The sequence below is a fragment of the Clostridium sp. LS genome, assembly GCF_002760435.1.
Taxonomy (GTDB): Bacteria; Bacillota; Clostridia; order Clostridiales; family Clostridiaceae; genus Clostridium.
This window is the reverse complement of the sequence record NZ_AUUU01000027.1, coordinates 20,598-42,509: the sequence shown is the minus strand read 5'-3', so window position 1 is coordinate 42,509 and position 21,912 is coordinate 20,598. Positions and strand designations below refer to the sequence as shown.

At 30.4% G+C, this 21,912-nt stretch carries 20 protein-coding genes; 11 read left to right on the top strand and 9 right to left on the bottom strand.

The window, feature by feature from the left end; all coding sequences use genetic code 11:
• Position 1: 1 nt before the first annotated feature.
• The 6 genes from COL3_RS06870 to COL3_RS06845 all read right to left on the bottom strand — a co-directional run bounded on the left by COL3_RS06870 (position 2) and on the right by COL3_RS06845 (position 8,322).
• Positions 2-1,255 (bottom strand): FAD-dependent oxidoreductase, encoded by a 1,254-nt coding sequence (locus COL3_RS06870; protein WP_008421879.1) that lies wholly within the window; start codon positions 1,253-1,255, stop codon positions 2-4.
• A gap of 17 nt (positions 1,256-1,272) precedes the next feature.
• Entirely contained in the window at positions 1,273-2,700 is a 1,428-nt protein-coding gene (locus COL3_RS06865; RefSeq protein WP_008421877.1) for an NAD(P)/FAD-dependent oxidoreductase, read from the bottom strand.
• Between the two features lie 239 nt (positions 2,701-2,939).
• Positions 2,940-4,439: a glycerol kinase GlpK gene (gene glpK, locus COL3_RS06860; RefSeq protein WP_008421875.1), complete on the bottom strand. Its 1,500-nt coding sequence runs from the start codon at positions 4,437-4,439 to the stop codon at positions 2,940-2,942.
• 191 nt (positions 4,440-4,630) lie between these two features.
• Entirely contained in the window at positions 4,631-5,188 is a 558-nt protein-coding gene (locus COL3_RS06855) for a glycerol-3-phosphate responsive antiterminator (RefSeq protein ID WP_008421873.1), read from the bottom strand.
• A gap of 228 nt (positions 5,189-5,416) precedes the next feature.
• Positions 5,417-6,121, bottom strand: coding sequence for an MIP/aquaporin family protein (locus tag COL3_RS06850; RefSeq protein ID WP_008421872.1), 705 nt, complete (start codon positions 6,119-6,121; stop codon positions 5,417-5,419).
• Positions 6,122-6,666: 545 nt separating this feature from the next.
• Positions 6,667-8,322, bottom strand: a complete 1,656-nt coding sequence (locus tag COL3_RS06845) for a nucleoside kinase (protein ID WP_008421870.1) — start codon at positions 8,320-8,322, stop codon at positions 6,667-6,669.
• 350 nt (positions 8,323-8,672) lie between these two features.
• Between COL3_RS06845 and COL3_RS06840 the strand changes: the two genes are divergently transcribed.
• The 10 genes from COL3_RS06840 to argF all read left to right on the top strand — a co-directional run bounded on the left by COL3_RS06840 (position 8,673) and on the right by argF (position 19,169).
• Complete coding sequence (locus COL3_RS06840; protein WP_008421868.1) at positions 8,673-9,377, top strand: DUF421 domain-containing protein; 705 nt, start codon at positions 8,673-8,675, stop codon at positions 9,375-9,377.
• Positions 9,374-9,754, top strand: a complete 381-nt coding sequence (locus COL3_RS06835; RefSeq protein WP_008421866.1) for a DUF4363 family protein — start codon at positions 9,374-9,376, stop codon at positions 9,752-9,754. Before COL3_RS06840 ends, COL3_RS06835 begins: the two co-directional genes overlap by 4 nt.
• 366 nt (positions 9,755-10,120) lie before the next feature.
• Positions 10,121-11,344, top strand: a complete 1,224-nt coding sequence (locus tag COL3_RS06830; protein ID WP_008421864.1) for an argininosuccinate synthase — start codon at positions 10,121-10,123, stop codon at positions 11,342-11,344.
• Positions 11,344-12,729 (top strand): argininosuccinate lyase, encoded by a 1,386-nt coding sequence (gene argH, locus COL3_RS06825; protein ID WP_008421862.1) that lies wholly within the window; start codon positions 11,344-11,346, stop codon positions 12,727-12,729. Before COL3_RS06830 ends, argH begins: the two co-directional genes overlap by 1 nt.
• A 173-nt stretch (positions 12,730-12,902) precedes the next feature.
• Positions 12,903-13,937: an N-acetyl-gamma-glutamyl-phosphate reductase gene (argC, locus tag COL3_RS06820; protein WP_008421861.1), complete on the top strand. Its 1,035-nt coding sequence runs from the start codon at positions 12,903-12,905 to the stop codon at positions 13,935-13,937.
• 149 nt (positions 13,938-14,086) lie between these two features.
• Positions 14,087-14,449, top strand: coding sequence for a four helix bundle protein (locus COL3_RS06815; protein ID WP_008421860.1), 363 nt, complete (start codon positions 14,087-14,089; stop codon positions 14,447-14,449).
• 108 nt (positions 14,450-14,557) lie between these two features.
• Complete coding sequence (gene argJ, locus COL3_RS06810; RefSeq protein WP_008421859.1) at positions 14,558-15,781, top strand: bifunctional glutamate N-acetyltransferase/amino-acid acetyltransferase ArgJ; 1,224 nt, start codon at positions 14,558-14,560, stop codon at positions 15,779-15,781.
• A 206-nt stretch (positions 15,782-15,987) separates the two neighbouring features.
• Positions 15,988-16,842, top strand: coding sequence for an acetylglutamate kinase (gene argB, locus COL3_RS06805; protein ID WP_008421858.1), 855 nt, complete (start codon positions 15,988-15,990; stop codon positions 16,840-16,842).
• 105 nt (positions 16,843-16,947) lie between these two features.
• On the top strand, positions 16,948-18,132 hold the full coding sequence (locus COL3_RS06800; RefSeq protein ID WP_008421857.1) for an aspartate aminotransferase family protein: 1,185 nt from the start codon (positions 16,948-16,950) through the stop codon (positions 18,130-18,132).
• 116 nt (positions 18,133-18,248) lie between these two features.
• On the top strand, positions 18,249-19,169 hold the full coding sequence (gene argF, locus COL3_RS06795) for an ornithine carbamoyltransferase (RefSeq protein WP_008421855.1): 921 nt from the start codon (positions 18,249-18,251) through the stop codon (positions 19,167-19,169).
• Positions 19,170-19,228: 59 nt separating this feature from the next.
• Here the strand turns inward: argF and lepB are convergent, their stop codons facing one another.
• From lepB to COL3_RS06780, 3 genes are read right to left on the bottom strand one after another with little or no spacing between them, the layout of a single operon-like run.
• Positions 19,229-19,822 carry a signal peptidase I gene (lepB, locus tag COL3_RS06790; protein ID WP_008421853.1) on the bottom strand — a complete coding sequence of 198 codons (594 nt, stop codon included), beginning with the start codon at positions 19,820-19,822 and terminating at the stop codon, positions 19,229-19,231.
• A 50-nt stretch (positions 19,823-19,872) separates the two neighbouring features.
• On the bottom strand, positions 19,873-20,079 hold the full coding sequence (locus tag COL3_RS06785) for a helix-turn-helix transcriptional regulator (RefSeq protein WP_008421852.1): 207 nt from the start codon (positions 20,077-20,079) through the stop codon (positions 19,873-19,875).
• 13 nt (positions 20,080-20,092) lie between these two features.
• Complete coding sequence (locus tag COL3_RS06780; protein WP_008421851.1) at positions 20,093-20,413, bottom strand: DUF6442 family protein; 321 nt, start codon at positions 20,411-20,413, stop codon at positions 20,093-20,095.
• Between the two features lie 257 nt (positions 20,414-20,670).
• Between COL3_RS06780 and COL3_RS06775 the strand changes: the two genes are divergently transcribed.
• Positions 20,671-21,747: a GIY-YIG nuclease family protein gene (locus COL3_RS06775; protein WP_008421850.1), complete on the top strand. Its 1,077-nt coding sequence runs from the start codon at positions 20,671-20,673 to the stop codon at positions 21,745-21,747.
• Positions 21,748-21,912: the final 165 nt, after the last annotated feature.

The window sequence follows — 21,912 nt, the reverse complement described above, 5'->3', positions numbered from 1 at the left end:
TTTACTCACCATCCTCTAATGATATTGTTATATCACCTTTAACCTTACCTAATAGAACTTTACCTAAAACCACTTTTTCCATTTCCGATGGTGCTAGATGAGCTCTTTTAAATTTAGCAATAATTTCATTATTACTTCTTACAACCAATACTTTATTTTCATATATATTATTTACTCTCATAAATATAGTTAATTTATCATCAACAGCATCTACATTTAGTCTTTGAGGAACTGTATAGTTAACATTTGAACCGTTTATTATATTTACATATTTATCTTTTTTAAGCTCCCCTTTAATATATTTAGCAGCTGAAAATCCTGTATGTTTTGATTCTTGAGTTACAAAATCAACTAAATCATGAACATGAACTACATTACCACAGGCAAATATTCCATCTACTGAAGTTTCCATGCTTTCTGTAACAATTAAACCATTGGTTCTTCTATCTCCATCAATTCCAGCATTAAAAGATAATTCATTTTCTGGAATCAATCCAACTGATAACAATAGAGTATCTACACTAAATTCCTTTTCAGTTCCTTTAATAGGTCTTTTGTTTTCATCTACCTCTGCTATTACTACCTTTTCTAGCCTTTCTTTTCCTATTATATCTACTACTGTGTGGGATAAGTATAATGGAATATCGTAGTCATTTAAACATTGAACTATATTTCTATTTAGGCCATTTGAATATGGACATAATTCAACAACAGCTTTAACTTTCGCTCCTTCAAGAGTCATTCTTCTTGCCATTATGAGCCCAATATCTCCTGACCCTAAAATAAGCACTTCTTTTCCAGGCATATATCCTTCTACATTAATATATCTTTGAGCAGCACCTGCGCTAAATACTCCTGCTGGTCTATCCCCAGGTATATTAATAGCACCTCTTGTTCTCTCCCTACATCCCATTGCTAAAATTATAGCTTTAGCTTTAAGCTCCATATATCCTTCTTCTGTATTTATTGCATAAACTGTCTTATCCTTTCCTATTTCTAAAACCATAGTATCAAGCTTAACTTCCACCTTTATATCCTTGATCATTTCAATAAATCTTCCAGCATATTCTGGGCCTGTAAGTTCTTCTTTAAAGGTATGAAGTCCAAAACCATTATGGATACATTGATTTAATATTCCTCCAAGTTCTTTATCTCTTTCTATAATTAGTATCTTTTTTATCCCATTATTATATGCTTCATATGCTGCGGCAAGGCCTGCTGGTCCTCCACCTACTACAATTAATTCATAACTCATAAATTTACCTCGCCTTTCTACTTTGTTTTCCCTACCAGGATATAGGAATTATCTTTTTCTAAAACAACACTTTCTAGTGGAATGTTGTATTCCCTAGCTATTATTTCTTGGACTCTTGGTCCGCAGAATCCACCTTGACATCTTCCCATTCCAGGCCTGCATCTCCTCTTAACTCCATCTAATGAAAGCACCCCAAAGCTCCTCTTTATTGCATCTACTATTTCACCTTCTGTTATACTTTCACATCTACATACTATTCTTCCATACAACGGATTCTCTTTTATTAGTTGAGCCTTTTCTTTAGATGATAACTCCATGAAACGAACTTGCTCTCTTCTTGCTATGAAATTCTCTTTCTTTTCTAATACACATCCTGCTTTACTTAATATGTCTACCACACCCAAGGCAATAGCAGGTGCTGCTGATAATCCTGGCGACTTCATTCCTGCTACATCAATGAAGCCCTTGATTTCATCATTTTCCTCTACGATAAAATCTCCTGAATCCGCATTAGCTCTAAGGCCTGCAAAATTCCTTATACTTTCTCTAAAATTAACTTTTTTAGTTGAATTCATTGAAGCTCCCCTTATAGCCTCTAACCCTTCTGCAATTGTTCCTAAATCTTCTTTATCATCTATATCTCTAGCATCAGGACCAATCATTAAATTCCCATGGACAGTTGGAGTTACTAAAACTCCTTTTCCAAGTTTAGATGGACATTGAAATATTGTATGGCTAACTACGTTCCCTTGACTTTTATCCATTATTAAATATTCACCACTTCTTGGAATTATCTTAAAGCTTTCTTTGCAGATTAAATTGTGAATTTTATCAGCATAAAGCCCTGCTGCATTTATAACAAATTTAGCTTCTATAGTTTCGCCATCATTGGTGGAAATTCTAAATATATCCTTCTTTTCTATTGAAATAACCTCTTTTTTTAGTCTAATCTCCCCACCATTTTGAACTGCATTTTCAGCTAGTGCAATGGTATATTCAAAAGGCCCTACTATACCCCCGGTTGGTGCATATAATGCCCCTTTAATATCCTTATTAAGATTAGGTTCCATTTCTAATACCTGCTCTTTATTTAATATTCTCAAGCCTTTTACACCTATTTTACATCCGTTTTCAAAAAGTTTTTTTACTGTGATCAAATCTTCTTCGTTCAGAGCTAGAATAAGTGATCCGTTTCTTTTAAAAGGAACGCTAAGTTCCCTACATAAATCCTCAAACATTTCATTTCCTAGCACATTATACTTTGCCATTAAGGTTCCCTCTTCAGGATCATATCCGGCGTGAACAATTGCTGAATTCGCCTTACTTGTCCCCATTGAAACATCCTTTTCTTTTTCTAAGGCAACCACTTTTAAATTATATTTAGTAAGTTCCCTAAAAATAGACGCTCCAATGACTCCTGCCCCAATTATTGCTACATCATACATAATATATCCTCCTTTAATTCAGTTAACAGTTAACAATTTACAGTTTTGGATTATATTCCTCCGAAATATCTTTAATTTTATTTTTTTCCATCAAAAAAAGCCAAGCTAAAAACAGGTGTAAAATCACCTTTGTTTTTATGCTTGACTCTAAATTCTCTCAGCATTAATTTTTAATTATATTTACATTATACCTTGCAATTACATGTTTGTCCAGTCCCAAACTCGTAACCTTAGCTTAATTAATCTTCTTCCCAGGCTTCTGCTCTTTTAACAGCTTTTTTCCACCCTTTATATAACTTTTCCTTTTTATCTTCAGATAGGTTTGGAAAATAAGATTGACTTACAGCCCATTTATTAGCAATTTCTTCCTTTGACTCCCAGAAGCCTACTGCTAACCCTGCTAAATATGCTGCACCAAGAGCTGTTGTTTCAGTTATGATAGGTCTTACAACTTCTGATCCTGTTATATCAGCTTGAAACTGCATTAACAAGTTATTTCTACTTGCCCCACCATCAACTTTAAGCCTTGTAAGTGTACATCCAGCATCTTCTTGCATTGCGTCTATAAGGTCTTTTGATTGATATGCAATAGACTCAAGAGCCGCTCTAATTATATGATTTCTATTAGCACCTCTTGTGAGACCGAATATGGCTCCTCTTGCATACATGTCCCAGTATGGAGCACCAAGTCCAGTAAATGCAGGAACAACATATACACCACCATTATCCTCAACCTTACTCGCAAAATATTCTGTATCTGCGGCATCATTGACTAATTTTAGCTCGTCTCTAATCCATTGAATAACAGCACCACCTACAAACACTGAGCCTTCTAGTGCATATTGAACCTTTCCATCTATACCTATAGCAATAGTTGTTACCAATCCATTTTTACTGAGAATCATTTTTTCTCCTGTATTCATAAGTAAAAAGCATCCTGTTCCATAAGTATTTTTAACGCTTCCTTCTTCAAAACAAGTTTGTCCAAATAATGCACATTGCTGATCTCCGGCCATACCTGCTATTGGAACTCTAACGCCCCCTGTACCTCCAAGATTTGTATATCCATAAACCTCTGATGAATTTTTAACTTCTGGCAGCATCAATTTTGGAATATTAAGTTTTTCTAAAATTCTTTCATCCCATTTTAATTCTTTAATATTATAGAGCATTGTTCTAGAAGCATTAGTGTAATCAGTTACATGAACTCTTCCATTAGTCAGCTTCCACACTAACCAAGTATCAACTGTACCAAATAATAATTCACCCTTCTCCGCTCTCTCTCGCGCACCCTCTACATTGTCAAGAATCCATTTAACCTTAGTTGCTGAAAAATATGCATCTAAAAGTAATCCTGTATTTTCTTTTACGTATTCTCCAAATTCCTTATCTTTCTTAAGTTCTTCTATTATAGATGCTGTTCTCCTGCACTGCCACACTATTGCATTGTATACAGGTTCCCCAGTATTTTTATCCCAAACTATTGTTGTTTCCCTTTGATTTGTAATTCCAATAGCTGCAACCTCTTCTTGGGTTATGTTTGTCTTTGCAATTACCTCCTGCAAAACTCCGTATTGGCTTGCCCATATTTCTAAAGGATTATGCTCAACCCATCCTTGATTAGGATAAATTTGAGTAAATTCTTTTTGGCTTACTCCGAATATATTTTGCTCCTTATCAAAAACTATAGCCCTTGAACTTGTAGTTCCTTGATCTAATGCTATTATATACTTTTTCATTTAATACACCTGCTTTCAAACATTAATATTTTTTGATGCATAAATCGATAATTATAGCCACATAAAACATTCACTTGTACTCCAGCATGATTCTTTTTATCGCCTCGTATAAGTTTAAAATCTACTTAGTAAAATTAATAACCCTAAGTAAATTTAGTTTTATGTGGCCTTATTCTCTAATTCTCTATAGCCTACATGTCCCAAATTTCTTTTTTTGTTGTAGATACGCATGTTGCTCCTGAATTTAATGCCTGCATTACATCTTCCTTGGTTTCAATTAACCCTCCTGCAACAACTGGCTTGTTAGAATACTTTGAAATAATTCCCAGAACTTTTGGAATTATTCCTGGTAACACCTCTACTGCGTCACACTCAGAGATCATATGATTTTTTACATTGTTTAATGAAAGTGTGTCAAAAATAAAGAATCTTTGAACTCCTATTAAATCATATTTTTTAGCTAGTTTTACTACTTGAGGTTTTGTGCTAATTATACCACTAAATTTCGTTTCATCTTTTATAAATCTTATAACAACTTCTTTGCTAGTAAAACCTTCAACTAAATCAATGTGGATTATTCCTATTTTATTCTTTGATGATATAATTTCACTAATATTTTTGATATTCATCACATCTCCAAATAAAACAAATATAATTTGAGCATCTGAATTTAATGCTAAATCTAATTGCTCTTCATTTTTTACTGCTGCTATGATTGGATTCTCTTCTAATAATTGTTTAATATTCATCTATACTCCCATGTAATTTTTTTCCTTTTATTCTAAGTATCACATAATTATACTTTGGTGTCAAATCTAGTTATAGCACAATAATAGAACGATTCTGTAAAGTATATAGATATTTTCTCTTGCACCTTTAATCTTTGTTACTAATATTATTTCAAACTATCTTAATGATATTTATTATATTTGTACTCAACAAACTAATCAATACGTTTACAAGAATTTAATTATTAATTATAAAAATATCGTGTAAAATAATGATCCTAAAATAGCTCCTATTATTGGAGCAATAACTGGAATCCAGGCATACTCCCAATCTGAATCTCCCTTGTTAGGTATAGGCAATACTGCATGAGCAATTCTTGGTGCTAAATCTCTAGCTGGATTTATTGCATACCCTGTTGTCCCACCCAAACTTAATCCAATTGCCCAAATTAAGAATCCGACAAATAAAGTTCCTATTCCATTTGTTAAATTTTGTGCTCCTATTCCCAAAATTCCGAAAACTAACACAAATGTTCCTATAACTTCACAGGTGAAATTTATGACATTATTTCTTACAGCTGGCCCTGTACAGAATACCGCAAGCTTGTCTGCCTTATTGTCACTCGATTTAAATTGATCATAATTATAAACAAATACCAAAACCGCTCCTAAGAAAGCACCAATAAATTGTCCTGCTAAATAAATTGGAACTTCCCCCCACGCCACTTTACCTATAGCTGCTAGAGCAATTGTTAATGCAGGATTAAAGTGCGCTCCGCTATAACTTCCAAAAATAAGTGCTGGAATTGCTACTGCAAATGCCCAGCCTGTTGTTATTACCATCCATCCAGATCCAAAACCTTTTGAATTCTTTAGTACAACATTCGCAACAACTCCATCGCCTAAAAGAATAAGTAACAATGTTCCTACCAATTCTGCTAAAAAAATAGTCATGATGTTCACTCCTTTTTAATTCACTTTTTAATAGCCTAATAATCTTTCAAGCTCACCCTCTCTCTAAATCAATACACAAATTCAAATTATCGGAAAACTATACATTAATATTTGGATTCTAAGAATTGCTTTAGTAAAGTAACTAAATATTTTTATGAGTAATTTTGCGCATAATTATAGCCACATAAAACACTATAACATTTTAATCATTAATGCTTTTGATAGCGATTAAAATATTAGTTTAAATTTACTAGCACTAATACTACAGTATTACTAGTAAATTTTGTTTTACGTGGCTCTACTCTCTAACTCTCTACAGCCTAAACTTTAAAGTTTTTAATTTCAATGTAATTATTTTCCTATTGACTTTAGTATCACATATTTATCTATAACTGTCAAGCCTAGTTAATAATATAACAATAATAAATGTTAAATTCTTTTGCGTAAATTACCATTCTCATATGATGTTTTTAAAGTATCTTCATCAACACTTAGCGAACCATCAGATAGGTACTAATTGTCTTAGAATCCATAGTTGAACTGGCTTAATACTCATAAAAAACTGATCCGCCTATAAATTCTCTTAAAAGCGAATTTTTTGGTACCTCATCAACATTAATTTCTTTAAAGAAACTTAAAAAGGATTTTAATCTTATTGCTTCAGAATACACTGGACTCTCTTCACCTATTTTATTTAATTCTTCTAATGCATAAGGTTTTAATACTCCAAGTTCATATACCAATGTTGAGTTAAATGCAACATCCGCTTTTTCCTGATAAACAAATATATTATTTTTCTCTCCTTTTTTTATAGATTTCCACATTTTCAAAGTATCCTCTGCCTTATATCCTCTTGATAAAGAATCTCTAACTATCCTTCTCACTTTCCTAACATCAGTAGTTGAAATTCTATTATGGTTATCTATATTTAACTGAGTTAATGCAGATATATATATTTTAAAAACATTACTATTTAAATTATTTGAAATTAAATTTGGATTTAATCCGTGAATTCCTTCTAGTATTAATACTCCATTTTCAGGTAGCTTAACATTATAATCATTCCATTCTTTTTCCCCAGTTTTAAAATTATAAATTGGAAGACTAACTTCTTCCCCCCTCATTAAACTTCCTAAATTTTCATTTAGTAATTTTAAATCTAAAGCATCAATTGATTCATAATCATAATCACCATTTTCATCCTTAGGTGTATCTACACGGTTAACAAAGTAATTGTCTAGAGATAACGGCATAGGTATTAATCCGTTTACCCTAAGTTGTATGCTAAGTCTATTAGCAAAAGTTGTTTTTCCAGAAGAAGATGGGCCTGCAATAAGTATAATTTTTACGTTTTTTCTATTTAAAATTTCATCAGCTATGTTAGCAATTTTCTTTTCATGAAGACCTTCAGAAACCATAATTATATTTGTTAATTCTTTATTTAGAACTTTTTCATTTAATGCTCCAACAGTTTCTATTCCTAATATATTTAACCACCTTTGTGTTTCTATAAAAATCTTACTTAAACTCTTTTCTTCTCTGAATTCAGCGAGCTCACTTAAATTCTTTTTTTCAGGCATTTGTAAAATAAATCCTGATTCATACTTAAATACATCAAATGTCTTTATTATTCCTGTTGAATAACCCATAGGTCCATAAAAGTAATCATACCTTCCTTCGAGTTCATAAAGATGAACATATTGAATGTCATGATACTTTAACAATTTAACTTTATCATCCATTTGATAGCGTTTAAAAATCTTAATAGCCTCTTCTTTTGAAGTTCTATAACTCTTTATTGGTACATCTTTATTTATAATGTCTTGCATTTTTACTTTAATTTTATCAATATCGCCTTTACTCAAAGGGATTTCTTTATGGACTTCTCCATACACAGCCTTGCTTATAGCATGATCAATAGTTATTTTTGATTCTGGGAACAAATCCAAGGCTACTTTTATAAAGATGAATTGTAATGTTCTAGTATAAATTTTCATTCCTAGTTCTGTATCAAATCCAATAAGTTCTACTTCACCATCATCTTCTATTATTTCAGTTAATTCATGATATTTACCGTTAAGCTTGCATATAGCTATACCTTTAACCATATCTTTGCATTTATCAATAATCAACTCATAAAATGTTAATCCCTTTTTTGCTTCAATAGTCTTATTTTTCAACTCAATCCCTTTATCAATCATATCGTCTAAACCTTTCCTTTCAACAAATTAATTTTATGAGTACCTAATTAATTTAGTTTTTCTCCTTAAAAATACCTATTACGCTAATTCAATTTACTAATTTTAGAACTTTTTATAAATTTTGCACACCAAATTAAAGGTTCAAATATATTATATACACTTTTTATAAAAAGGATAAATTATTTTATTAAGCCAATGAAATAAAATTCAAATTTAACATGAGGCATTTTTATTTGTAGCATGGCTGCTCTTTTTATAGGTGGAATGATCTTAATTGCAGCATAGCTGCTTTTTTCTAAGGTGTATATATTTTTATTTTTTGCAGATATTATTTTTGAGGTGATTTTTTAATGTTTGTAGTATCAATGAGAACAGCTATTTTATATTTACTAGTTGTAGTAACAATGCGTTTAATGGGAAAGAGACAAATAGGAGAGCTTCAACCTTATGAATTTGTAATTACAATTATGATTTCAGACTTAGCATCTTTGCCTATGCAGGATACAAGGCTTCCATTATTACTAGGAATTATACCTATTATAACTTTATTATTCCTAAAAACTATTTTAACCCAATTAGGATTAAAATTTCAATGTACAAGAAAACTTGTTGATGGGGAACCATGTATATTGGTAAACAAGGGAAAAATAAATTATCAAACTTTAAAGAAGCAGCAATTAAACGTAGATGAGTTATTAGAAGAGTTGCGTCTTTTAGACTATTTTAATCTTGATGAAATTCAATATGCAATATTGGAGAACGATGGGCAAATATCGATACTTCCTATGGATTATAATTCTTCTAAAAAATCTAACTCAAACTCCGGAAACAACTCTCAAAATTCTGAAGCTAAATTACCTAAGATATTAATTTCTGATGGGAAGATACATAAAAATTCCATTACTTCGATGAATAAGGATGAAAAATGGATAAATGATTTACTAAAAAAACATAATATTTCTTCGATTAAACAGGTACTTATTGCCTTATATGATACTGAAGGGAATTTTAAATATCAACTTTTTGACGAATATGAGAAGGGGGCTAAAAAATGAGAAATGCATTATTATCAGTACTTATATTTATCATAACTATGATATGTGTATTTTTTTTAAATAATTCTATTCTTAAATTATGTGATAATATTACCTCTCAAACTGAAGATATAGAAGATAAAATTAATAGTGGTCAAATGGAAGAGGCTTATTCAAAATCTCTAGATTTACTAAATTGTATTGAAGAAAATAACGTTTTAACTTCCGTCTATCTTAGCCATCAAGAATTTGATACCGTATTAAACGAAGCTATAAAATTATCTACATATTTAGTCCACGATGACGCAACAGAAGCCCATACATCTTTACATTTAGTTAAACATAATACACAGCATGTTAAAAAATTACAAATGCCAAGTGTAGAAAATGTATTATAATAACGAAATATATATTTTTTTGATAAGCTGAAAGTTTTTTTCCTAAACTTAATCATTTATATCTATATAGCCTTTTGTTAAATTAACAATTTTGGCTTATAAATTATTTTAATAAATATACAACACATATATACTTATACACAATATAATTTTATGCATAAAAATTGATTTTTTATGCATAAAATTTGTATTTTTATAAGTTTATTATATTTTATTATGTATATTTTTAATATTTTTATGAATATTTTTTCTTTTTATACTTGATTATTTTTTTATTGAATTGTATAATTATAAATAGTACAAAAAGATTAGAAAATTATATTAATTTTTTTTATATTTTCCATGATATTAAAGGAGGGCTTTTAAATGACAAAATATAACAAAGTAGTTTTAGCTTATTCAGGGGGCTTAGATACATCAATTATTATTCCATGGCTTAAAGAGAATTACGGATGCGAAGTTATAGCAGTATGCGCTAATGTTGGTCAAAAAGATGAACTAGATGGTTTAGAAGAGAAGGCAATAAAAACAGGTGCTTCAAAATTATATATAGAAGATTTAACTCAAGAGTTCGTTGATGATTATATCTTCCCTACTATTCAAGCAGGAGCTATATATGAAGGAAAATACTTACTTGGAACTTCATTTGCTAGACCAATAATCGGAAAAAGATTAGTTGAAATTGCTAAGGCTGAAGGAGCAGATGCAATTTGTCACGGATGTACAGGTAAAGGAAATGACCAAGTAAGATTTGAAATGGCTGTTAAAGCATTTGCACCAGAAATGCCAATAATCGCTCCTTGGAGAATTTGGGACATTAAATCAAGAGAAGATGAAATAGATTATGCAGAAGCTAAAAATGTTCCATTAAAAATCAACCGCGAGACAAACTACAGTAAAGATAAAAATATTTGGCATTTAAGCCATGAAGGTTTAGATTTAGAATTCCCTGAAAATGAACCTCAATATGATAAAATCTTAGAACTTTGTAAAACATTAGAAGCAGCTCCAAATGAAGCAACTTATATTACATTATCTTTCGAAAAAGGAATTGCAGTTGCCTTAAATGGTAAGAAAATGAATAGTGTTGAATTATTAGATGAATTAAACAAGATTGGTGGAGAAAATGCTATTGGTATTACTGACATGGTTGAAAACAGACTTGTTGGTATGAAATCAAGAGGTGTTTATGAAACACCAGGTGGAACTATTCTATACAAAGCTCACAAAGATTTAGAAGAACTTTGCTTGGATAGAGAAACAGCTCATTATAAAGAACAAATCGCTTTAAAATTTGCTGATATAGTTTATAACGGACAATGGTTTACTCCACTTAGAGAAGCTTTATATGAATTCGTTAAGAAAACTCAAGAAACAGTTACAGGAGAAGTTAAATATAAATTATACAAAGGAAATATTGTCAATGCCGGAATGACTAGTCCATACTCATTATATAGTGAAGAATATGCAACTTTTGGAGAAGATGGAGTATATGATCAAAAGGATTCAGCAGGATTTATAAATCTATTTGGTCTTCCAACAGTTGTAAAAGCTAAAATGAACGAAAAAATTAAGAAAGAGGAAATGTAATGAAGCTTTGGGGCGGACGATTCAAAAAAGGCACTGACAAATTAGTTAATGATTTTAATTCTTCTATAAATGTTGATAGCAGGATGTATAAAGAAGATATTGAAGGAAGTCTTGCTCATGCTTCTATGCTTGGACACCAAAATATAATCTCCAAAGAAGCTAGTGATAGGATTACTTCTGGTCTTCTAGAAATATTAAAAAGAATGGATAATGGAGTTATAGAAGTTGATGAAACTTCTGAAGATATTCACAGTTTTGTTGAAGGAACTTTAACATATTATATTGGTGAATACGGAAAAATGCTTCACACTGGAAGAAGCAGAAATGACCAAGTAACTTTAGATTTAAGATTATACTTAAAGAAAGCAATAACTTCATTAAAACAATATATTATAGCTTTAGAAGAAGTTCTTTTAGAAAAAGCTAATGAAAACATAGATACAATAATGCCTGGGTATACTCATATGCAAAAAGCTCAACCAATTACCTTTGCCCATCATATTTTAGCCTACGCTGAAATGTTTAAAAGAGATATTGGAAGACTTTCGGATTGTTATAAACGAGTTGATGAAATGCCTCTTGGCTCAGGTGCTTTAGCTACTTCTACTTATCCTATAGATAGAGAAGCTGTTGCACGCGACCTTGGGTTCTCAAAGGTTACCTTAAACAGTTTAGATTCTGTATCTGATAGAGATTATGCAATTGAAACACTTTCCTGTCTTTCAATGATCATGATGCATTTATCAAGATTTTCAGAAGAAATAATTCTTTGGTGCACAAATGAATTCAGCTTTATTGAACTTGATGACGGCTACAGTACTGGAAGCAGTATTATGCCTCAAAAGAAAAATCCTGATGTTGCAGAGTTAGTTAGAGGCAAAACAGGAAGAGTTTATGGGGATTTAATGACATTACTTACTGTAATGAAAGGAATTCCTCTTGCTTATAATAAAGATATGCAGGAAGATAAAGAAGCTCTTTTCGATGGCTTAGATACAGTTGTACTTTCACTTAAAACTTTCTGCGGAATGATTAAGACGATGAAAGTAAAAAAAGATAACATGAGAAAAGGCGCTGCTCTCGGATTTACTAATGCTACTGATGTAGCTGATTACTTAGTTAAAAAAGGCATGGCATTCAGAAACGCTCATGAAGTAGTTGGAGAAATAGTTTTACAATGTATTAAAGATAATAAAATGATTGAAGAACTAACTCTTGAAGAATTTAAAAACTTCTCCCCTATTTTTGAAGAAGATATTTATCATGCTATAGATTTATTAACTTGCGTTGAAGAACGTAAAGTAATTGGCGGTCCTTCTACAGAATCAGTTAAAATGCAAATAAAAGCATTAGAAAATTTTATAGCAGAATATAAAGAAATATAATCAATATAAAATTTTAAAGAAGAAATTTTTTAAATTTCTTCTTTAAAATTTAAACTTTAAATTTTCAATTGTCTATGAAATTTATACAATGAAATTTTATAGACAATTGAAACTAGTATAAAAAAATATAACAATTCATTACTTATCACTAAGTAAGCAAGGAGGCAATTGAAGTGACTAAAGTTGGAATAATTGGTGCTACAGGATATGTTGGTGCTGAACTTTTAAGACTATTACTATCTCACCCAAAAGTTGAAGTTGTTGCATTAAGCTCAGTTTCTTTTGAAGGTCAAGAGATTAGCAATATATACAAAAATTTTCTAAGTAAAACAAATTTAATTTGTCAAACTGCAGATGATGTTATTGAGAAATCTGATGTAATATTCACTGCCCTACCTCATGGATTAAGTGAGGACATTGCTAAAAAAGCAATTGATAATAAAAAAATCTGTATTGACATGGGTGCTGATTTCAGATTATCTAATGAAGAAGAATATGAACAATGGTACGGCAAAAAATTTGCTCAACCTGAAATACACTCAAAAAGTGTTTATGGGCTTCCAGAATTAAATAGAGAAAAAATAAAAGAATGTTCCTTAATAGCTAATCCTGGCTGTTACCCAACAACTATTGAACTCGGTTTAATGCCATTACTTAAAAATTCTTTGATTAAATTAGATAACATAATTTGCGATTCAAAATCTGGAACTACAGGTGCAGGAAGAGGTTTAACATTAAATACTCATTTCCCTGAAGAAAATGAAACCTTTGCACCTTACAAAGTAGGTGCTCATAGGCATACACCTGAAATTGAAGAAACATTATCTACTATGGCAGAAGAGAAAGTATATGTAACTTTTACACCTCATTTACTTCCTATTAACAGAGGTATAGTTTCAACAATTTACTGTACTCCAAAAACTAAAATAAATCTTGAGGAAATCCATAAATTATATACCGATTTATATAAGGATGAACCTTTTGTTAATGTTTTACCACTTGGAGATACAGCTTCAATTAAAAATGTAAGATTTACAAATGATTGTCATATTTCCTTACATTTAAATCATAGAGAAGATCAAATTATTGTTGTTAGTACAATAGACAACATGGTTAAAGGTGCTTCCGGACAAGCAATTCAAAATATGAATATAATTTTAGGTTTTGATGAAGCAGAAGGGTTAAATTTAATTGCACCAGCATTTTAATCAGTTAACAGTTAAAAGTTAACAATTAACAGTTTGTTATGAAGTTATTAATTAACATTTATTAATATGTTTTCATTGCATTTTGAATATTGTATGAGTATTTTGTCCATTAATTATTTTATAAGAACAATTAATGGAGTGATGTTACTTTGTCAAATAGTATAATAAAAGATAAATCTTTTGAATTTTCACTTGAGGTCATTAAACTATATGTTTACCTCAACTCAATTAAAAATGAGTTTGTTTTGTCAAAACAATTACTGCGTTCTGGAACAAGTATTGGTGCTAATGTTAGGGAGGGCCTAAAAGGACAATCCAGACGAGACTTTCTTTCAAAAATGAGTATCGCTCTAAAAGAAGCAGAAGAAACAGAGTATTGGTTAGAGCTACTAATTTTAAGCAATTATTTGGAACATGAACAAGAAAAGCAGTTATTGGAAAACTGTAGAGAATTATGTAAAATCCTAAGCTCTATAGTAAAAACAACAAAAAGCAATAAACTATCGCAGTAACTAATTTATAGTTAACATCTTAATTTCAAATAAATACTTCGGAATTTGTTACCTAAACTGTTAACTGTTCATTGTTAACTGCCAACTGAATTAAAGGGGGTTATAAATTTGAATATAAAATATATTGACGGTGGAGTTACAGCTCCTAATGGTTTCTTAGCTTCTGGCGTACACTGCGGATTAAAGCCAGGAAGTTTAAAAAAAGATTTAGCTTTAATTTATTCAGAGGTACCTGCTGCTGCTGCTGGTATGTACACTAAGAATAAGGTTAAAGGTGCTCCAATTTATGTTACAAAGGAGCATTTAGCTAATAAGAAAGCACAAGCAATAATAATAAATAGTGGTAATGCAAATACTTGTAATGGTGATGACGGATTACATAAAGCTGAAAAAATGACTTCATTACAAGCTAAAGAATTAAATTTAAAAGCAGATGATGTTTTAGTTGCATCTACAGGAGTAATTGGGGTTCCTTTAAATATAGATGCTATAAAAGATGGCATTCCACTCCTTACTGAAAAGCTATCAAAGGATGGTGCAAATGATGCATCTTTAGCTATTATGACAACTGATACATTCCAAAAGCAATTGGCACTTGAGTTTTATATCGATGATAAGAAAGTTACTATTGGCTCAATGGCAAAAGGTTCTGGTATGATTGAACCAAATATGGGAACAATGCTTTCTTTCATTACAACTGATATTTCTATTTCTCCAGAATTGCTTCACGAAGCCTTACAAGCAAGCGTCAGCTTAACTTATAATAGAGTTAGTGTTGATGGTGATACAAGTACTAATGATATGGTATTAATATTAGCTAACGGTTTGGCTGAGAACCCTACTATAACTAAAAAAGATGAAAATTATAATATATTCCTTAAAGCTCTTACTGATTTAAATACTATTATGGCTAAAAATATTGCTAAAGATGGAGAAGGCGCAACTAAATTATTAGAATGCCAAATAATCGGTGCTAAAAGCGAAAAGGATGCTGTTATTTTAGGGAAAAGTGTTATAAATTCTAGCCTAGTGAAAACAGCTATGTTTGGTAGCGATGCGAACTGGGGAAGAATTTTATGTGCACTTGGATACGCAAATATCGATTTTGATCCTGAAAAAGTTGATGTTATCTTTGAAAGCTCCGCTGGTTCTCTAAAAGTATGTGAAGCTGGTAGTTCTTTGCCTTTTGATGAAGATATAGCTAAAAAGGTTCTAAGTGAAAATGAAATTATAATTAAAGTTAATTTATTATTAGGTGATTACAGCGCTTACGTTTGGGGCTGCGATCTAAGTTATGAATATGTAAAAATAAATGGTGATTACAGAAGCTAGAATTCAGTTAAGAGTTAACAATGAACAGTTAATAGTTTAGGATGAAAGCTCCAAGGAGAAAGTTCGAGAAACCAAATACAAGATTTGGACTCTCACTTTTTCAACGAAATTTCTAAAATAAATTTTTTTCAAACTCCTATGGAGTTTGTTCCTTAACTCTTAACTCTTAACTCTTAACTGTTAACTGAATTAAAGGGGGATTTAAATTGGATCATACTGAAAGAGCCGAGGTATTGGTTCACGCGCTGCCTTACATACAACGCTACCGTGGAAAAATAATCGTAGTAAAATACGGTGGAAATGCAATGATAAGCGAAGAACTGCGTGAAACAGTAATAAATGATATTATCTTAATGAAATGTGTTGGAATTGAGCCTATTGTTGTACATGGTGGCGGACCTGATATTTCAGATTTATTAAATAGATTAAATCACAAAAGTGAATTTATTAATGGCTTAAGATATACTGATGATATTACCATTGAAGTAGTTCAAATGGTTTTAGGCGGAAAGGTAAATAAAAACTTAGTTTCTTTAATAGAGAAGTTTGGTGGCAAAGCTATTGGCCTATGCGGAATGGATGGCTCTCTTTTAAAAGCTAAAAAAATAGAATCTGATAATGATTTAGGTTATGTAGGTGAAATAACTAAAGTCAATACAGAAATACTAAAAACTACTATAAGTTCAGGATATATCCCTGTTGTTGGTAGTGTAGCTTTAGGAGAAGATGATAATAAAGCATATAATATAAACGCTGATACTTGCGCAGCAAAAATTGCATCTGCGTTAAAAGCTGAAAGATTGATACTGCTTACTGATGTACCAGGAGTTATGAAAGATCCAAAAGATATTTCCACATTAATTAGTACATTACGATTACATCAAATACCTAAATTATGCCTTGAAGGTGTAATCACAGGTGGAATGATTCCTAAAATTGATTGTTGTGTTGAAGCCATTAGAATGGGTGTTGAAAAAGCAACCATCCTTGATGGCCGTGTACCTCATTCTATTCTTTTAGAGCTATTCTCTAATGAAGGAATAGGAACAATGATCTATTAAATTCAATTAATTTTGAATTTAATAATATATTTATTATAATTTATAATAAACAGTTAACTGTAAACTGTGCACTGTTAACTGTAAACTGAATAAAGGGGTGGTTTTATGTCATATGATTTTAACGAAGCAAAAGAACACGTTGTAAACAGTTATGGTCGATTAGATCTTATACTTACTCATGGAGAAGGTGTTTATCTTTATGACCAAGATGAAAATAAGTATTTAGATTTTACAAGTGGTATTGGTGTTAGCAGCCTAGGATATGGACATGAAAAATGGGTCAAAGCTACTAGTAAGCAATTAAAAACAATTGCTCATGCCTCAAACATATTTCATACTGAACCAAGCTTAAAATTAGCTAAGGAATTAACTGAAAAAGCAAACATGAGTAAAGTATTCTTTGCTAATTCAGGTGCTGAAGCTAATGAGGGTTCAATTAAGCTAGCAAGAAAATATAGTTACGATAAATATGGTGCTGATAGAAATAAAATTCTTACATTAATAGATTCTTTTCACGGAAGAACTATTACTACTTTAAAAGCAACTGGGCAGGAAAAATTTCATAAATACTTCTTCCCTTTTACTGAAGGTTTTGATTATGTTAAAGCAAATAATTTAGAAGATTTTAAGGCAAAACTTACTGATGATGTTTGTGCTATTATGCTTGAAGCAATCCAAGGTGAAGGTGGAGTTATTCCTTTAAATAAAGAATTTGTTCAAGAAGTAGTTAAAATATGTAATGAAAAAGATGTACTTGTAATCTTTGATGAAGTTCAATGTGGAATAGGTCGAACTGGAAAAATGTTTGGATATAACAATTTTGATGTAGAAGCTGATATAGTTTCTGTAGCCAAGGGACTTGGTGCTGGACTTCCAATAGGCGGAATACTTTGTTCATCAAAAGTTGCAGATGTATTTCAGCCTGGTGATCATGGTTCAACTTTTGGAGCAAATCCTGTTTCATGTTCTGGCGCTTTAGTTGTTCTTGAAGAAATTTGTACTGAAAAATATTTTGAAAAGATAGCCAAAAGAGGTGCTTATGTAAAAGAACTTATTGATGAAGCGAAAAACCCTCAAGTCGTAGATGTACGTGGAATTGGATTAATGATTGGAATAAAAGTAAAATGCAGTCCAGCATTAGTTCAAAAAGAAGCTATCAAGAAAGGATTATTAGTATTAACAGCTGGTAAAGATGTTGTAAGGCTTCTCCCACCACTTGTAATAACTAAGAAAGAATTGAAAGTTGGTATAGATATTATCCTTGATATTTTATCTAATATTGAGGAATAGATTTTATTTATGAACAATGAGCACTTATTGAGTGAATATTTAGGTACTATCAAATGTTTCTTTTTAATCATCTCCTTATTTGCCATTGTTTATTTTTATTGTTTGGAGGCATATATATGAAAAAAGATTTATTGAAAATGGATGATCTTTCTAAAGAAGAAATTTTAGATATCTTAAATTTAGCAGATCAATTGAAATATGAGCAAAAACACGGCATAGAACATCCTCACTTAAAAGGAAAGAGTTTAGGAATGATATTTGAAAAATCATCAACTAGAACTAGAGTATCTTTTGAAACTGGTATGTATCAATTAGGTGGAAATTCATTATTTTTAACTGATAGGGATTTGCAAATTGGTCGTGGTGAACCAGTTGAAGATACCGCAAGAGTCCTTTCTAGATTTATACAAGGAATTATGATAAGAACCTTCTCTCAAGAAGAAGCTGAAAAACTAGCTAAATATGCATCAATTCCAGTTATAAATGGTTTAACAGATGATGAACATCCATGCCAAGTATTAGCCGATTTGATGACAATAAGGGAAAATAAAAATATACTTGAAGGATTAAAAGTTGCTTTCATTGGCGATGGTCATAATATGGCTAATTCATTAATGATTGGCTGCTTGAAAGTTGGAATGAACTTTGCAATAGCATCTCCAGAAAAATATACAGCCTCTGAAAAATATTTAAACAGAGCAAGAGAAATTGCAGAAAAAGAAGGAGTTCAATTTACAGTAACTACTTCTCCATTTGAAGCCGCAAAAGATGCTGATGTAGTAATCACTGATGTTTGGGCTAGCATGGGACGTGAAGATGAAGCTGATGAAAGAATTAAAGCTTTTGAAGGCTTCCAAGTAAATAAAGAATTAATGGCAGCTGCTGATAAAAATGCAATGGTACTTCACTGCCTTCCAGCTCATAGAGGTGAAGAGATCTCAGCTGAAGTTTTAGAGGAACATGCAGATTCAATTTTCGATGAATCTGAAAATAGATTACATGCACAAAAAGCTGTATTAGTTAAGCTTATGAAATAGAAACTTATATGTATAATTATCAAAACCCGAATAATGTTTTATTCGGGTTTTTAAAAATTTTATTTGACAGTTCCAAAATCCTTTATTGGCGAAAATCTAAATTGTATTTTCCCTTCAATATCTGAACCATCTATATATGGGTTTTTCCAGCGTCTTGAATCAGCAGAATCTGGTCTATTATCTCCTAGAAAAAAGTATTTTCCCTGAGGCACCTCATATGTACCATTAAAGTCATCTTTATTTTTCACATAATCTTCATTAATCTTTTGCCCATTTCGAAAAACAACTCCATTTTTTATCTCTATCTTATCTCCAGGAAGGCCTATTAATCTCTTTACTAATCTTTCATTATATTCTTCTGAAAAAAATACTACAATATCGCCTTCTTTAAGATTTTCCTTATTATATACTCTTGTAACCACCAATTTATCATTTATATTTAAAGTTGGAATCATTGAACCGGATGGTATATATACGTTAAAATATATAAATTTATTTATTAATAATGCTAGCGCTAATGCCGAAACTATTGGTATTATCCACTCTTTAAAGAAATTACTATTCTTATTATTGATTTCTTTATATTTTTTTTCTTTTTTCGAATTATTGATTGCTAATTGACTAAAACTTGTTGATTTATTATTCATATTCATTTTAATAACTCTCACTCCTATACATTAATGATATCTTATTAGACGCACAATTAAAAATAAAATAATTCTTCAAATTTTTTATCTAATGCTATGCAAAGCAATAACGCTAACTTAGCACTGGGACAAAATTGTCCTGTTTCTATGGAGCTTATTGTCTGTCTAGACACATTTACCATTTCAGCCAACTCTCCTTGAGATAAATTTTTTTCAGCTCTAGCTACCTTTAACCTATTTTGCAATATTAATTTTTCACTCATAAGTACACGCTTCCTATCTGTAAGTTGAAATAATAAATGTAATCAAAGCGCTTATAGAGCCAATGCTAAAAAGAATTCCCGATAATAATAATTTTTTATATCTCAAATAATAATATTTATAAATTGACTCAGTTGCTGCATATGCCATAAATATTCCCCAAACATCTCCTGTTGAAATTCCCTTGTAATGCTTAAATAACACTACAGCTATAATTACTAAGCTAAAAACAATTTTAGCATTTATTCCTGCTTTTCCACTAATATATTGTTCCATTTCATCTTCTTCATCTTTATTAGATATCTTATTTTTTTCTAGTATTTCATCCCTATTCACTACTCTAAACTCCTTATACCAATATTATATTTATATTCTATTTTATTCCATGATAATTGTCAAGTTTACTTGGCAATATTATAACAATACTTGTCATATGGATAAACTTACTTTTCTATCAATACATTACATTGACTAAAGTCAGCTCATCCGTTACCTTTATTGGAATTTTAAGTTATTTGAAGTTTTAACTATTGGCGTGATAATATAAAATAGTATGATAAAATTAACTACTGATGTTCTTTGGAGGAGATTATGTGGAACTAAAAGAAAAAGTTAAAAATTTACCTTCTTGTCCAGGTGTATATCTTATGAAAGATTCTCTAAATAGTATAATTTATGTTGGTAAATCAAAAAATCTTAAAAGTAGAATAGGATCGTATTTTCAAAACTCAAAATCCCATCCCCCTAAAGTCGTAAAACTAGTAAAAAATCTTAAAGACTTTGAATATTTAACTACCGATACGGAATTTGAAGCTTTCTTATTAGAATGTAAATTAATTAAACAAATAAAACCCATATATAATAAGCTAATGAAGAGTCCAAAATCTTACACTTACATTAAAGTTAATCTTAATATAAGCTATCCTAGTATTGAAATATCTAATGCTGTCGACAAAAATGATGCAAATCTATATTTTGGACCTTACACACAAAAAAATACAGTACAAAGGGCTTTAGACGGAATAAAAGAATCCTGCAAGATACTATGTAATAGCAACTTCCAAAAAACTTCATCGTGTCTAAATTATTCTTTAGGCCTATGTATTGGTATGTGTTTTGATATTTCTGGAAGAGAGCAGTACCTTGCAATATTTGATAAAATAATTAAACTCCTAAACGGAACAGATAAAAGTATTTTAGATGAAATAGAATACAAAATGGTTATTTCATCACAGAATTTTGATTTTGAAAATGCTGCTAAATACAGAGATTACTTAAAAGCTGTAAATTATTTACTTGATAAGAACAATGTTGTTAAATTTACAAAGGAAAATAAAAATATTATTTTGATAGAATACCTAGATAAGGATGCTTTCAAAGTTTTTCTTATTAAAGGTTATAAAATACTTTTTAAAGAAAAGTATTCTTTAAATAACTTAAGTATAAGCGAAGTGAAAGGTATTCTAAAAAATAAAGTTACTCTTTGCTTTGATAATACAATTAATTATTCGATAGATATAGGAAATGAAGAAATAGATGAATCTCAAATAATTTATGCATATTTAAATAATAAATCTAATAATTGTAAGTATATTATAATTCCAGACCAATGTGTAAATTCTTTAAATAACACAAACATTGATAATATTCTTAATGAATTATTACCCTGAATCTTCCATACACATTAAGTTCATTAAAATTAATTTATATTTTGTATGTATCTTTCTAATTATTAACTATTAATTTATATATTAACTTACCTTTTGGTAAGTTCTATATTTTTTCATCACATTATTGTATATTAATAATAATGATTAATATATATTAAATAAAAT